The sequence below is a fragment of the Bacillus sonorensis NBRC 101234 = KCTC 13918 genome, from assembly GCF_001592005.1.
Taxonomy (GTDB): Bacteria; Bacillota; Bacilli; order Bacillales; family Bacillaceae; genus Bacillus; species Bacillus sonorensis.
Genome location: NZ_BCVZ01000001.1, coordinates 540109 through 554794, shown reverse-complemented (window position 1 = coordinate 554794; position 14686 = coordinate 540109). Strand labels below are relative to the sequence as shown.

The 14686-nt window shown below is 44.9% G+C and carries 11 protein-coding genes and 1 pseudogene; 1 reads left to right on the top strand and 11 read right to left on the bottom strand.

Going from position 1 to position 14686, the window contains the following annotated elements; genetic code table 11:
* Nucleotides 1-177: 177 nt before the first annotated feature.
* The 11 genes and pseudogenes from BTR1S_RS23675 to BTR1S_RS02545 all read right to left on the bottom strand — a co-directional run.
* A pseudogene (locus BTR1S_RS23675) lies at nucleotides 178-357 on the bottom strand (ATP-binding cassette domain-containing protein); the annotation flags it as partial.
* 1025 nt (nucleotides 358-1382) lie between these two features.
* Nucleotides 1383-2912: an alkyl hydroperoxide reductase subunit F gene (ahpF, locus tag BTR1S_RS02590; protein WP_006639768.1), complete on the bottom strand. Its 1530-nt coding sequence runs from the start codon at nucleotides 2910-2912 to the stop codon at nucleotides 1383-1385.
* Between the two features lie 13 nt (nucleotides 2913-2925).
* Nucleotides 2926-3489, bottom strand: coding sequence for an alkyl hydroperoxide reductase subunit C (gene ahpC, locus BTR1S_RS02585; RefSeq protein WP_003177913.1), 564 nt, complete (start codon nucleotides 3487-3489; stop codon nucleotides 2926-2928).
* 280 nt (nucleotides 3490-3769) lie between these two features.
* The gene (gene adhE, locus BTR1S_RS02580; RefSeq protein ID WP_006639767.1) at nucleotides 3770-6373 is read right to left on the bottom strand and encodes a bifunctional acetaldehyde-CoA/alcohol dehydrogenase; all 2604 of its coding nucleotides are present in this window, start codon (nucleotides 6371-6373) and stop codon (nucleotides 3770-3772) included.
* Between the two features lie 449 nt (nucleotides 6374-6822).
* Complete coding sequence (gene gnd, locus BTR1S_RS02575; protein ID WP_006639766.1) at nucleotides 6823-8226, bottom strand: decarboxylating NADP(+)-dependent phosphogluconate dehydrogenase; 1404 nt, start codon at nucleotides 8224-8226, stop codon at nucleotides 6823-6825.
* A 21-nt stretch (nucleotides 8227-8247) separates the two neighbouring features.
* A complete protein-coding gene (locus BTR1S_RS02570; protein WP_029419787.1) occupies nucleotides 8248-9594 on the bottom strand; it encodes a GntP family permease in 1347 nt (448 codons plus the stop codon).
* Between the two features lie 22 nt (nucleotides 9595-9616).
* Nucleotides 9617-11158: a gluconokinase gene (gene gntK / locus BTR1S_RS02565; protein ID WP_029419786.1), complete on the bottom strand. Its 1542-nt coding sequence runs from the start codon at nucleotides 11156-11158 to the stop codon at nucleotides 9617-9619.
* Nucleotides 11151-11882: a GntR family transcriptional regulator gene (locus tag BTR1S_RS02560; RefSeq protein ID WP_006639763.1), complete on the bottom strand. Its 732-nt coding sequence runs from the start codon at nucleotides 11880-11882 to the stop codon at nucleotides 11151-11153. Before BTR1S_RS02560 ends, gntK begins: the two co-directional genes overlap by 8 nt.
* 185 nt (nucleotides 11883-12067) lie before the next feature.
* Complete coding sequence (locus tag BTR1S_RS02555) at nucleotides 12068-12502, bottom strand: EVE domain-containing protein (RefSeq protein ID WP_006639762.1); 435 nt, start codon at nucleotides 12500-12502, stop codon at nucleotides 12068-12070.
* Nucleotides 12496-12888, bottom strand: coding sequence for a rhodanese-like domain-containing protein (locus BTR1S_RS02550; protein ID WP_006639761.1), 393 nt, complete (start codon nucleotides 12886-12888; stop codon nucleotides 12496-12498). The genes BTR1S_RS02555 and BTR1S_RS02550 overlap by 7 nt, the downstream gene beginning before the upstream one ends.
* 12 nt (nucleotides 12889-12900) lie before the next feature.
* Entirely contained in the window at nucleotides 12901-13335 is a 435-nt protein-coding gene (locus BTR1S_RS02545) for a MarR family winged helix-turn-helix transcriptional regulator (protein ID WP_407654264.1), read from the bottom strand.
* Between the two features lie 142 nt (nucleotides 13336-13477).
* Between BTR1S_RS02545 and BTR1S_RS02540 the strand changes: the two genes are divergently transcribed.
* On the top strand, nucleotides 13478-14650 hold the full coding sequence (locus BTR1S_RS02540) for an ROK family transcriptional regulator (protein ID WP_029419785.1): 1173 nt from the start codon (nucleotides 13478-13480) through the stop codon (nucleotides 14648-14650).
* Nucleotides 14651-14686: the final 36 nt, after the last annotated feature.

Sequence of the window (14686 nt, the reverse complement as noted above, 5' to 3'; positions counted from 1 at the left end):
ATTTTCACCTCTTAATAAATTGTAAGTAACACACATCGGTTTATTTGTTCCCGGATCACGGCCAATAACGGCGTCAATTTGAAAGACTTCCCGCAGTACTCATCCTCCCGTACAAGAGCCATCCGGACAGGGTGTCGATCAGATATATTTATAGTCCGATGTGCCAGTATGGCCATTTTTCGCCAATGCTTTTGTGTCTTCTTTTGAAATGTCTTTTCCATCTAAAAGGACTGAGCCTGATTGATGTGGAATAATACGCGTAATGGCCTTCAGTAGATGGTGATTTTCCACAACCATTGGATTCGAGATGGTTGTCACTTTTTATCTGGAATCATTACACTTTAGATTTTTTACAATTAAACGTCCCCCAGAGCCAGTACTTTAATTCTCTAGTAAATATTGAATCATCTTTATGGCCCGCAGAATGAAAACGAATAAATAATCGATAATGATTATCAATATCAACAATAAATATATATTTCATTTTTCAATATGTCAATACAGAAATTGTGTCCTTATCATTGTACCCTCATGAAAGTGAAAACTTTTAGAAAGAAAAAATTAATTATGATGCAAACAAGTTTAATAACTTATCCTTGATAAACAATTACTAATGATGTTTGGGAGTGAACGGTGATGAATCAACAGGATGATTTCAACCTTTTATAGCGGGTTAAGAGAGATGAAGCTAATTGAATATTGGCGGGGAAATCCTTGTTTACCCGGAGAAAATAAATTGGGATGTTAGTTGATTGACCTTTGATCCAACAGCGGTGTTGAATAAAAAAATAGAATCAATACCCATTTTTGCTAAGTGCAGCGTCAGGCCAAAATCATTATACAAAGACAGTGATTATTGCTGTTGGGATTGGAATTTTGCATTTTAAAAAGCTCGAAGTTGAAGGAGCAGAGCGGTTTAAAGTCGCTAATTTTCATTATGAAAAGATAAAACCGTAAGCAGGAGGTGGAATTACTGCCGTTAATTAAACATTCCGTCTCGCCTGAGAACGCTCCGATTGAAAATGCAATGACTTGGCAGGCCTTGGGTGAATTATTGAATTACTTTAGAAAGTGGATGTTGAAAGGTCACACACAAAGGAAATTTTCCAAAGAAGAAAATTAATGATTGATTCATCCTCAGTTCATCCGCTACCATCATCCAATGTGCTTGACTTCATGAGCCTTGACCATGCGGAAGTAGGAATAGTTATAAGAAGTGTTGCTGGAGGGGGGGGAGAATTTGGTGTGGTGAGCCATATCAGGTCCTGTATATCATTACTTTTTAAAGGGAGAGGCAACTTAAAATGAGCAACTGAACAAGGTTTATAGAAAGAAAAAAGCCGCCACACTGCCATTTAAGCAGTACAGCGGCTTTGTACTAGTTAATTGCGGATCAGATAATCAAACGCGCCTAAAGCCGCGTTCGCTCCGGACCCCATCGAAATGATGATTTGGTTATACGGACTGTCTGTGCAGTCTCCTGCAGCGAATAGGCCGGGGATGGTTGTTTCGCCGCGTTTATCGACGGCGATTTCGCCGATGCGGTTGCGTTCGACGGTTTCAGGCAGCCATTCCGTGTTCGGCACAAGACCGATTTGGACGAAGACGCCTTGGAGCTCGACGTGTTTTTCTTCTCCTGTTTCACGGTCTACGTACGTGATGCCGTTTACGTTTTCATCGCCCGTGATTTCTTTTGTTTGGGCGTTTTTCACGACAGTCACGTTAGGGAGGCTGTAGAGACGTTTTTGCAGAACTTCGTCAGCTTTCAGCTCCGGTGCGAATTCAAGAACAGTAACGTGGTTGACGATACCTGCAAGGTCAATCGCTGCTTCGATACCGGAGTTTCCGCCGCCGATGACGGCTACGTCTTTGCCTTCAAACAATGGGCCGTCACAGTGCGGGCAGTATGCGACACCTTTGTTTTTGAACTCTTGTTCACCAGGTACGCCGATATTGCGCCAGCGTGCACCTGTTGACAGGATGACGGTTTTGCTTTTCAGGACAGCGCCGTTTTCGAGTTCAAGTTCGAAGAGATCTTTTTTCTCAAGACCTTTTGCGCGTTGCAGGTTCATGACATCAATATCATAATCCTTCACATGTTCTTCAAGGCTTGCCGCAAGCTTAGGCCCTTCGGTGCGCTTCACACTGATGAAGTTTTCGATGCTCATCGTGTCCAGAACCTGGCCGCCAAAGCGTTCAGCTACAATACCTGTGCGGATGCCTTTGCGCGCCGCATAGATTGCCGCACTTGCGCCTGCCGGACCCCCGCCGACGACAAGCACATCGAATGGATCTTTGTCAGAAAGCTCAGAGACATCTGTGCCGCTGCCCATTTTCGCAAGAATCTCTTCAAGCGTCATGCGGCCGCTTCCGAATGATTCGCCGTTCAGGTAAACCGTTGGCACTGCCATGATGTTTTTGCTTTCGACTTCTGATTTGTATGCGGCGCCGTCGATCATCGTGTGCGTGATATTCGGATTGAGCACGCTCATCATATTCAATGCCTGTACAACGTCAGGGCAGTTGTGGCATGTCAGGCTGATATAGGACTCAAAGTGGAATTCACCGCTGATGTTCTTAATTTGATCAATGATTTTTTGATCAACCTTAGGCGGTCTCCCGCTCACTTGCAAAAGCGCCAGCACCAATGATGTGAATTCGTGTCCGAGCGGAACGCCGGCGAATGTCACGCCGGTTTCTTCTCCGGCGCGATTGACGCTGAAGCTTGGCGTTCTATTTAGTTGCGCTTTTTCAATCGTGATTTTCGATGACATGGAAGCCAGCTCTTCCACAAGAGCCAGCATATCCTTAGAAGTATCATCTTCACCTGCGCTAACTTTGAGAACAATGTCATTCTCCATCAGCTGCATGTATTGGTTGAGTTGTGCTTTGATATTTGCTTCAAGTACCAATTGAATGCACTCCTTAGATTTTACCTACTAGATCAAGGCTTGGTGTCAGTGTTTCAGAACCTTCTTCCCATTTAGCCGGGCAAACTTCACCTGGGTTTTGGCGGACATATTGCGCCGCTTTTACTTTATTGATCAGAATGCTTGCATCACGGCCGATACCGCCTGCGTTGATTTCAACAGCCTGGATCACGCCGTCTGGATCGATGATGAATGTTCCGCGGTCTGCAAGACCTTCTTCTTCGTTCAATACTTCAAAGTTGCGGGAGATCGTTTGAGACGGATCGCCGATCATCGCGTAAGTAATTTTGCCGATTTTTTCAGAGCTGTCGTGCCAGCCTTTGTGTACGAAGTGAGTATCTGTAGAAACAGAGTATACTTCAACACCAAGTTCTTTTAGCGCTTCATAATGGTTTTGAAGATCTTCAAGCTCAGTCGGGCAAACGAATGAGAAATCAGCCGGATAGAAGCAGAAAATGCTCCATTGGCCTTTCAGGTCTTCGTGTGTTACATCGATAAACTCACCGTTTTTGTAAGCTTTAGCTGCGAATGGTTGTACTTCTTTTCCGATTAAAGACATAATATATCTTCCTCCTGAAACATGTAGTTTTATAAATAATATAAAGTTGAAAACTTTATTTATCTATAATAATTCTAATCATGTATAAATTATTAAATAGAACATGCTGTTTGTCAAGGCAAAAAACTTAATTGTTATATTTTATTTATGTGTCCGGTTTTGCATTAGCTGATAAAACGCAACGGTGAGCTCAGTTTGAGGGATTGTTTTTTGACTGTTTAATTCTCAATTAGAGGGTGTGAATTGAAAGAAAAGCCATCCGATTAAGGATGGCTTTCTATTAAACTCCTTTAAAAGCAGCACGGTAGATGTCAGCGAGGTCAGACACAAGCGGAAGCTTCGGATTCGCTGTTGTGCATTGGTCTTCAAAAGCGCGGTCTGCCATGATATCTACTTTGTTTTCGAAGGCAACGGCGTCGATATTGTTTTGTTTGAGGCTCATTGGGATATCAAGCTGTTTCGCAAGCCCGATAATGGCCTGGATCAGGCTTTCAACGCCTTCTTCTGTCGTTTTTGCCGGCAAGCCCAGGGTTCTGGCGATTTCCGCGTAGCGCTGGTCGGCTACGAAGTGGCTGTATTTAGGGAATGCCGTAAATTTTTTCGGTTTGGTCGCATTATAGCGTATGACATGCGGCAGAAGAACGGCATTTGCGCGGCCATGGGCAATATGGAACTCCGCCCCCAGTTTATGGGCCAGGCTGTGGTTAATGCCAAGGAACGCATTTGAGAATGCCATACCGGCAATTGTTGAAGCATTATGCACTTTTTCGCGGGCAACTTCATCGCTGCCGTTTTTGTACGCTTTTGGCAAGTATTCAAATATGAGCTGGATGGCTTTCATCGCCAAGCCGTCGGTATAGTCGTTGGCCATGCAGGATACATACGATTCAATCGCATGCGTCAATACGTCCATTCCGGTGTCTGCCGTAATATGCTTCGGCACGGTCATGACAAACTGCGGGTCGATGATGGCAACATCCGGCGTTAATTCATAGTCGGCAAGCGGATATTTTGTATTGGCCTCTTTATCTGTAATGACAGAAAATGAGGTGACCTCAGAGCCGGTTCCTGATGTCGTTGGAATGGCAACGAATTTTGCTTTTTCGCCTAATTTCGGATATTTGACGATGCGCTTGCGGATGTCTAAAAATTTCTGTTTTAATCCGAAGAATTCAGCGTCAGGGTGCTCATAGAACATCCACATTCCTTTTGCGGCATCCATTGCAGAACCTCCGCCAAGGGCGATAATGACATCCGGCTGGAAGCTGGCCATCGATTCAACGCCTTTCATCACCGTTTCGATGGATGGATCAGGCTCTACATCGGAGAAAATTTCGCAATGAACATAATCCGGGCGTTTTCTTAAATAGTAGAGGACGCGTTCCACATATCCCAATTTCACCATTCCCGGATCTGTCACGATAAACGCTTTTGAGATGTTAGGCATTTTCGCTAAATATTGTGTTGAATGTTTTTCAAAATAAATTTTTGGCGGAACTTTAAACCATTGCATATTGACATTCCTTTTTGCCACTTTTTTTGTATTGATTAAATGAACGGCACCGACGTTTGTCGAAACAGAGTTTCCTCCATATGTGCCGCAGCCCAGTGTTAAGGACGGCATATAGGCATTATAAATATCACCGATCGCCCCTTGGGAGGACGGTGCATTGACAATGATCCGCCCTGCTTTCATCCTTAATCCGAATTGCTCAATGGCTTCCTTGTCGGTGGTATGGATGACGGCGGAGTGGCCCAAGCCGCCGAATTCGAGCATTTCTTCGGCCCGTTTTAATCCTTCCTGTAGTCCGCTGACTTTGTAGCAGGCTAACACAGGGCTTAATTTTTCTCTTGAAAGCGGATATTCCGGCCCCACTCCTTTTAATTCGGCAACGAGGATTTTCGTGCCTTCAGGAACCTTTATACCCGCCATTTCGGCGATGTTGCAGGCCGACATTCCGACAATAGCGGGATTGACGGCACAGGTAGATTCGTTGATGACCAATTTTTCTACTTTCGCTTTTTCCGCTTCGTTTAATAAATAACAATTGTTGGCTGTCAATTCTCTTCTGACGTCTGAATAAACGTCTTTATCGATGATGACCGCCTGCTCGGAAGCGCAGATCATACCGTTATCAAATGTTTTGGATAAAATCAGATCATTGACGGCTTGTTTCAAGTTCGCAGATTTCTCAATGTAGCATGGAACATTTCCCGGTCCGACGCCAAGTGCCGGTTTGCCTGAGCTGTAGGCGGATTTCACCATGCCGGAGCCTCCTGTGGCAAGAATGAGGGAAATCTTCGGATGGGTCATTAACGCCTGGGTTGCTTCGCGTGACGGCGTTTCGATCCATTGAATGCAATGTTCCGGTGCCCCTGCTTGAACAGCCGCGTCTCGCAAAATCCTGGCAGCTTCGGCGCTGGATTTTTGGGCGGATGGATGGAACGCAAACACAATGGGATTTCTTGTTTTAATCGAGATCAGAGACTTGAACATGGTGGTGGAGGTAGGGTTTGTCACTGGCGTCACCCCGGCGACTATACCTACAGGTTCTGCAATTTCAATGACCCCTTCATGTTCGTTTTCGTTAATGATCCCAACTGTTTTATTGTATTTGATATTATGATAGACATATTCTGTGGCAAACATATTTTTAATGATTTTATCTTCGTATACGCCGCGTTTTGTTTCTTCTACAGCAAGCTTTGCAAGGTGCATATGCTGATCAAGGCCGGCAAGCGCCATTTGTTTGACGATTTCATCAATTTGCTCCTGATCAAAGCTGCGGAATTCTTCTAGCGCTTTCAGACCCTTTTCCACTAAACGGTCAATCGTTTTTGAAACGTTTTGCTTTTGTTTGATTTCCTTTTCGTCGACTGCCATTGTAAACCCCTCCATTGAATTAATAGGATTGATTTCAAACAGGATGTCCAGAGCTTTTCCAAAGGTGTTGCAGGCTCAAGTTTGTGACGTATTTCACAAGTGTGGCTAAAAATTTTTATGGTGATATGGGGCTTGTTTGATGTGAGAATAAGTAGTTTGTCATGGCATCTACTCCTTGTTTTTTATGAATCTAATCATAGCACGGGAGTTAATATAATAGTTTGTGAAATGTTGAACAAAATATGAATCATCATGAAAACGGGAAAAATTGCTCATGTGTGCGTTTTTAAAAGCGTTTTCAAATAGAACCCATGGATTATGAACTGGAAATAAATTATTTTGAAATATTAAATTTTCATGGATTAAGCCTTTGGAACGAGAAAAACTGCACTCCAATTATTAAGATTTTAACAATCAGGGTGCAGTTCAACCGTTATCCTAACAGGATGTTAATGCCAAGCGGTATGGAATACACCGTCCATATCTGTGCGCTCATACGTATGCGCGCCAAAATAGTCGCGCTGCGCCTGCAGCAGATTGGCGTTTGACCGGCCTGTCCGGTAGCCGTCGTAATAGGAGAGGGATGTGCTGAAGCATGGGAGTGACATGCCTGAGCTGATGCCTTCACAGACGACTTTTCGCAAAGCGGTTTGGTATTCTTTAAGCTTTTCGGTAAAGAAAGGCGCGGTCAGCAAATTGGACAGGTCCGGCTGCTGTTGGAATGCTTTGCTGATCAGGTTTAAAAATTCGGCCCGGATGATGCAGCCGCCGCGGAAAATCAGGGCGATATCCTTCAAAGGCAAGTCCCATCCGTAAAGCTCTGACGTCATTTTATATTGGGTGAAGCCTTGCGCGTAGGCGCAGACTTTTCCCATGTATAATGCTTGTTTGACGAAGTCGATCCACAAGTCTTTATCCATAGGCCGTTCTTCTTTTTCAGGACCGGCGAGCACCTTTTCAGCAGCCACCCGTTCTTCTTTTAAGGAAGACAGAAAGCGCGCAAACAGCGATTCCGTGATAATGGAGGATGGAATGCCATTGTCGATGGCTTGTATGCTCGTCCATTTGCCTGTCCCTTTTTGCCCAGTTTTATCTAGAATGACGTCGATCAGCGGCTTCCCTGTTTTGTCGTCCTTTTTCCTTAAAATCTCCGCCGTGATTTCGATTAAATAGCTTTTCAGCTCGCCTTGATTCCACGTTTCGAAAATGGCAGCGATTTCATCAATGGGTAAACGCAATCTTTCTCTTAAAAATGCATAGGCTTCTGCGATCAGCTGCATGTCAGCATATTCAATCCCGTTGTGCACCATTTTGACAAAGTGTCCGGCTCCTTTTGGACCGATATATACACAGCATGGGTCAGCTCCGACTTGCGCAGCGATTTTTGTCAAGATGGGAGCGGCTTTTTCATAGACGTCCCGGTCTCCGCCCGGCATGATGGAAGGTCCTGTTAACGCACCGATTTCACCGCCGGAAATCCCGATTCCCAAATAGCCGATTCCTTTCGCTTTCAGCTTGTCATATCTTCGCTCCGTATCTTTGTAGTGGGAGTTGCCTCCGTCCATGATGACGTCTCCTTTTTCAAGCAGCGGGATTAATGAGTCGATCACAGAGTCCACCGGTTTGCCCGCTGTCACCATCAGAAAGATTTTTCTCGGTGTTTCCAATGACTGGACGAAATCTTGAAGCTCATAGTACGGACTGACAGGCAGTTCTTCGATGTTTTGCATCAGCTGATCTGTTAAATCCCTTGTGTAATTATAAACGGCGACTTGTTCTCCTTTTGCGGCCATGTTTAAGGCGATATTGCCGCCCATCACGCCTAAGCCGATGACACCAATTGTATTAACCATATGTTTACTCCTTCATCAATGTTATACAAATAAACTGAGCAGTAATGTGAATCCTAGTCCGGCTACTGCGATAACCGTTTCCAGCAATGTCCATGTCGCAAATGTTTCTTTCATGCTTAAACCAAAGTACTCTTTGAACATCCAGAAGCCGGCGTCATTGACATGGGAAGCGATGACACTTCCGGCTCCGGTTGCCAGCACGACCAATGCGAGATTGACATCGGAATGGCCCAGCATGGGAATGACAAGCCCGGTAGTGGACAAAGCGGCAACAGTGGCAGATCCCAGGGAAATGCGGAGGATCGCAGCGATCAACCAGGCGAGCAAGATCGGCGACATGGAGGTTCCTTTGAATAATTCGGCTACATAATCGCCTACACCGCCGTTAATTAATACTTGTTTGAAGGCGCCGCCGCCACCGATGATCAAGAGCATCATCCCGATTTGTGTAACGGCCGTTGAACAAGAGTCCATCACCGTTTTGATCGGAATGTTTCTGGCGATCCCCATGGTATAAACCGCAACCAGTAAGGAGATCACCATCGAAGTAGAGGCATTTCCGATAAGACGGATAAATGCCAGAAAACCATTATCCTGAAGCCCTATTGTTTCTTGAAGCAGTGTAATAATTGTAGAAATCGACATAATGATAACGGGAAGCATTGCAGTAAATACACTGATTCCAAAACTTGGCGTGTCTTCAAGCTTGAATGTTTTTTGTTCACCTAATGACGCGATATTCCCGGTTTTCGTAAATGATTCGGGTACGATCTTTTTGGCGATTTTCGTAAAGATAGGTCCGGCGATCAGGACTGTCGGAATCGCAACAATGAAACCGTACAGCAAGACTTCCCCGATATTTGCCCCGTATTCCCCGGCGATCGCTGTCGGTCCGGGATGCGGAGGCAGGAAGCCGTGTGTAACGGATAAAGCCGCCGCCATCGGGATGCCGAGGAAAAGAATCGATATTTTTAATTCCCTTGAAATCGCAAACACAATTGGGATTAATAAAACCAATCCTACTTCAAAGAATAAAGCGACACCGATAATGAATGAGGCAATAACGACTGCCCATTGGATATTTTTCTCACCGAATTTATTGACGAGTGTCATCGCGATGCGCTGCGCCCCGCCCGAATCTGCGATCAGCTTGCCGAGCATGGCGCCGAGTCCGAAAATCAAGGCGATGTGGCCGAGCGTTCCGCCCAATCCTTCTTCAATTGTGCCGACGATCTTATCAAACGGCATTCCAAGTGCTAAAGCAACGCCAAACGAAACGATGATTAAGGAAACAAACGTGTTGAGTTTCAAGCCCATAATGAATAGCAATAACACTAAGATCCCGACTGTGACAATGATTAATGGCATGATAGCGCCTCCATTTCTTTCGCTATTTTTGGTTGGTTAAGCTTCTTTGATAATTGGCAATTTGCGTATATTCCTGTTCCAATGCTCTCGATAAGTTGATAAAGATCGGCATCAATTTTCTGTACTCCTTGGCCGACTCTTCTTCCGGCGCATGTCGGTTGGTACTGCCGATCATGTCAGAAACAACCTCGAAAGAATCGATTTTTCCCGTGGCATACAAACCTAAAATACAGGCTCCGAGACATGAACTTTCATAGCTTTCCGGGACGACGACTTCCGATTCGAAAATATCGGCCATCATTTGCCGCCAAACGGCAGACCTTGCAAAGCCCCCTGTCGCCTGAATCCTGGTGACGGGGCCGTCCATGCATTCCGTCAATGCTAAAAATACGGTGTATAAGTTGTAGATGACTCCTTCCAATGCCGCCCGAATCATATGTTCTTTTTTATGGGACATGGTCAGGCCGAAAAACGATCCGCGCACATCCGGGTTCCATAACGGAGCGCGTTCACCCGCAAGATATGGATGAAACAGCAGGCCGTCGGCACCGGGTTTTACGCGTTCAGCGATTTTCGTCAGCACATCGTATGGATCAATTCCGAGCCTTTTTGCCGTTTCGATTTCTGAAGAGGCGAATTCATCCCGAATCCAGCGGAGAACGATTCCGCCGTTGTTTACCGGTCCGCCGATGACCCAATGCTTATCGGTCAAGGCGTAGCAAAAGATTCGCCCTTTTTCATCTGTTTGAGGCTTGTCGATGATCGTTCGAATGGCGCCGCTTGTCCCGATTGTGACGGCAATTTCGCCTTTTTTAATGGCATTGACGCCCAGATTAGACAGCACGCCGTCGCTTGCTCCAATGACAACTGGCGTTTTCGGATCGATCCCCATTTGCTTCGCAACATCGGGATTGCAGTTGTGAAAGATCTCTGTCGTCGGGACGAGTGTAGACAAATGGTCTCGTGTAACCCCGGCGATGGCTAATGCTTCTTCATCCCAATCCAGCTTATTGAGATTCATCATCCCCATGGCCGAAGCCAGGGAATAGTCGATCACATATTGATCAAACAGCTTTTTAAAGACATATTCTTTGATTCCTATATATTTTTTAGCTTTGGAAGCGATTTCAGGGCGATCGTGCACAATCCAGGCGATTTTGCTGAAAGGCGACATGGGATGAATCGGCGTCCCTGTCCGTTTGTAGACATCGTGTCCATTCAGTTCATCTTTGATTTTATGCGCCCAGCCTTCACTGCGGTTATCCGCCCATGTGATGCAGGGCGTCAGCGGCAGGTCATGCTCATCCATGGCGATCACGCTGTGCATGGCGCTGCTGAATGAAATGAATGACGGCTGTTTGTCAGGATGCTGCTGCATGATTTTCGCCGTTGACTGGATGACGGCCTGAAAGATCTCATCCGGGTTTTGTTCAGCGGTCGAGATGTCCGGTGTGTAAAGCGGGTAGCCGATGCTTTCCTTTTGGATCACGTCCCCTTTTTCACAGAATAAAACCGCTTTCGTGCTTGTCGTACCGATATCTATGCCTAACATATAACTAGTCATTTTCTTGTTCGGCCCCTTTCGCCAGCATTTGTTGCGACAGCCACAGATCTTCAACTTTACCTTGCACGTCATCGAAATTTTGATGTAGGGATTTAAGCATCAGATCCCTGTCTTTCGTTTTGATCGCTTGGATATAAAGTTCATGGTTATCGAGAATTCGTTCAAAGTCTTCGTATTTTTCTTTTAAGCGGGCCCGCATGGATAAAAGAATAAAACTTTCCATCACAGGTTTGAGATTGTTCCATATCATCAAAATGTAAGAATGATTGATGGAGCGGACAATCGTTTCGTGAAATAAGACGTCTTGAAATGAGAACTCGTCGGCATCTTTGTATTTGATGGAGACTTTCATCATCTCCAATATTTTGCTGAGGTCTGTTACCAGTTCATCGACATTGGCCCGTCCAAGCTGTTCGAATACGAATGTTTCCATCACCAGACGCACATCATAAATTTCTCCGATTTCTTTTTCAGTTAAACCGATGACAACGGCGCCCATCCTTTCCAAACGGATGATTTTTTCCGATGCCAGTATTTTTAAAGCCTCGCGGATGGGAGACCGGCTCACCGAGAATTCCGCAGCCAATTTATTTTCGGATAAAATGGTACCGCTTTCAATCAAGCCGGAAATAATGCGCATTCTCAGCTCGCATGCAACGCGAACACCTGTTGAAGCTCTTGAAAGCCACTTCTCCGGATATAAAAGATTTTTAGATTTGCTCATACACTCACCTTCCTAGTTATACGAGTATACTTGTATACAAGTATGATAACGCGATTATTTTGATTATGCAAACACTTTCATTTCAAATTTTCCGAAAAATTTTTCCATTTAAAAAATCATTTGTTTTGCCAATGCGCTCTAAATGCTCCACTAAAGCAAAAAAATATAAAGGGAGCAGCTGCCCTTTATATTTTTACCATTTGTTTAACGATGAGTTTGAAGTCATGTTCACTTATTTCTATGTGCCCAAATCGAAAGGAATAACCCCAGTGCCGTTTGTTTTTGATGAAAGTGAGGTTAGGAATGAATGGGTGGATCGGCGTTTCTCGGCATTTTAAAAAGTTGATCTTCCTTCTGTAAGGTGAGAATTCTTTTCCCGCATGAACTTTGTAAACTCTGTTATCACTCACTTTTCCTACAGCTGTAAACTTTTGATAGGGCGCTTGATCTTTGAGATTCTGTTTTGGGGAGTAATAAATGATCCAATCACCAGGATTCATTCTTTTTAAAGGCGCCTCTTTTCCGTGGCAAAGTTGTGCAAAGCCCCCAGATACACCTTTCAAGACGTGATCTTGCGAAGCCACGCCGATCCAATACCTTCTATTCATCCCTTTCAGCATCCGCAAGCATCCTTGTCAGTATCCCCTTCGGTACATGCTGACACAGGAAAATTCATTTCTCTCCATGACGCGATCCCTCCGGTCAGCTCTTTCACTTGATAGCCTTTTTCTAATAAAATTTTAGCTGCTTTAGCTGCCGTATTGCACCAGACATCCCAGCAGTACACAATAATTTCTTTATCTTTCGGGATATCCTCTAATCGATGAGGGAGATCGTGTTCAGGTATTACTCGAGCACCTTTTATCGTCAAGCTCCTGACTTCGCTTGGCCCGTTTCTTACATCCATTAAAAAATATTTTTCAGGGTTGTCCTTTGAAGATCTCAAATAATCCATCGGACTAATGGTGGCTTCTAAACGTGCATTAAAAAAATCGAGTGAATTCATAGGGTATGCCTCCTAGTTTTTATACTTTTTCCATACTTTTAAAAGCAAATCTTTACATAACTTTTTTTCATCGTCAGTCAGAGGGGATAAAACCTCGTATTCTGTCTGTACTAAAATCTGTTTGCATGATGACAGTACATCGCTGCCTTTTTCAGTAAGGATTAGGCGGTATGCCCTGCGATCACTTGCGTTTTTTGTCCTTTCTACAAAGCCTGAAGCTTCTAAATGGTCAACATGACTCACCATTGTCGTACGGTCGATCTGCAGTTGTTCAGAAATCAGTTTTTGAGAAGAAAAAGGATTTTCTTCAATAAATACAAGTACTCCGAATTGCCTGGCATTCAAGTTATACGGAGCCAGAACGTCAGCAAATTGATCCTCCATTTGCTGAAGAATCTTTCCTAGCAAAAATCCGTAGAATTGACTTAACTGTTCCAAAATCGTCACCACCTAAAATAATCAACAAACAATATAGTCAGTATAACTGATTATATTTTCGAACGCAAGCTTTCTAGTTTTCGTTTGTTAATTTAATTAATTAACCGTGGTACAATAAAACCTACGATATGGTGTAAATGGAGGATTTCACATGCAGCGCGGTACATTTCAATTAATGAAATCGGTGAACAAATCGATCATTCTTAATAAAATCAGAACTTCAGAGCCGATTTCGAGAGCCGAGATCGCCAAGGAAACAAAAATTACCCCTCCCACGGTCTCAAACATTGTCAAAGAGCTGATCGGACAAGGGCTCGTGAAAGAAAGCACGCTCGGTCATTCGAGCGGCGGAAGGAAGCCGACAATGCTCCACATCAACACAGGTGCCTTTTATGTCATTGGCATTGATGCCGGGCCTGAGACGGTAGAGTGCGTCTTAACCGATTTAGCTGGAGGGATTCTGCAGCGGACGTCCAGCCTGTTGAAAAAACCGCTGACAAACGAGATGTTTATTGATGTTTTAAAAGAAAATATTGATGCGATTTTGGGACGGGCCGATGTCGATCAGGAAAAGATCATCGGGATCGGCATCGCAATGCACGGGGTCGTCGATGCTGAAACGGGAATGTCACGCATCGCCCCGATTTTAAACCTAACCAATATTCCCATTAAAGATGTGCTGGAACAAGAATTCAACTTAACGGTAAGAGTTGAAAACGATGCCAGGGCGATGGCGCTTGGCGAATCGTGGTTTGGCGGCCGCGATGATGCAGGCAGCATGGCTGCCGTGAATATCGGCCGCGGTGTTGGTGCGGGGATTGTCATCAACGGAAAACTGTACCATGGAGCTGAAGGAATCGCAGGGGAACTGGGCCATATGATCATTGATATTAATGGAGAAAAGTGCGAGTGCGGCAACCGCGGCTGCCTGCAGACGATTGTGAGCGGAAAAGCGATTGCCGAGCGGGGGAAAAAACGGTTAAAAGAAAGTCCGGACAGCCTGACAGCCAAAGATTTGTTTGAAATGGCCGAGAACGGCTGCCAAACGTGTATCGAACTCTTTCGGGAAACCGGTGTGATCATCGGAATCGGGCTGACCAACTTCATTCATCTTGTCAATCCGGGCAAAATCGTGCTGGGCGGCGGAGTGATGAAAGGCGGGAGGTTCATATTGCCGGCGATACGAGAAACGATACAGCAGAAAGCCTTAACAGCCGAGGCGAGGCAGACAGAGGTGACGATAACGAAGCTCGGCGATGAGGCGACGCTTTACGGAGCCGTTTCATTGCTGTTGGCGGAGCTGTTTGATCCGGTGTTAAAATAAGCCATTTTTTTCGGCCTATTTTAACACCGGTGAAGC

Excerpts from the sequence above, each read along its gene's own strand:
- BTR1S_RS02570 (WP_029419787.1), bottom strand. The coding sequence starts at position 9,594 with ATGCCATTAATCATTGTCACAGTCGGGATCTTAGTGTTATTGCTATTC.
- adhE (WP_006639767.1), bottom strand. The coding sequence starts at position 6,373 with ATGGCAGTCGACGAAAAGGAAATCAAACAAAAGCAAAACGTTTCAAAA.
- BTR1S_RS02540 (WP_029419785.1), top strand. The coding sequence starts at position 13,478 with ATGCAGCGCGGTACATTTCAATTAATGAAATCGGTGAACAAATCGATC.
- gntK (WP_029419786.1), bottom strand. The coding sequence starts at position 11,158 with ATGACTAGTTATATGTTAGGCATAGATATCGGTACGACAAGCACGAAA.
- BTR1S_RS02550 (WP_006639761.1), bottom strand. The coding sequence starts at position 12,888 with ATGAATTCACTCGATTTTTTTAATGCACGTTTAGAAGCCACCATTAGT.
- BTR1S_RS02555 (WP_006639762.1), bottom strand. The coding sequence starts at position 12,502 with ATGCTGAAAGGGATGAATAGAAGGTATTGGATCGGCGTGGCTTCGCAA.
- BTR1S_RS02560 (WP_006639763.1), bottom strand. The coding sequence starts at position 11,882 with ATGAGCAAATCTAAAAATCTTTTATATCCGGAGAAGTGGCTTTCAAGA.
- ahpC (WP_003177913.1), bottom strand. The coding sequence starts at position 3,489 with ATGTCTTTAATCGGAAAAGAAGTACAACCATTCGCAGCTAAAGCTTAC.
- gnd (WP_006639766.1), bottom strand. The coding sequence starts at position 8,226 with ATGGTTAATACAATTGGTGTCATCGGCTTAGGCGTGATGGGCGGCAAT.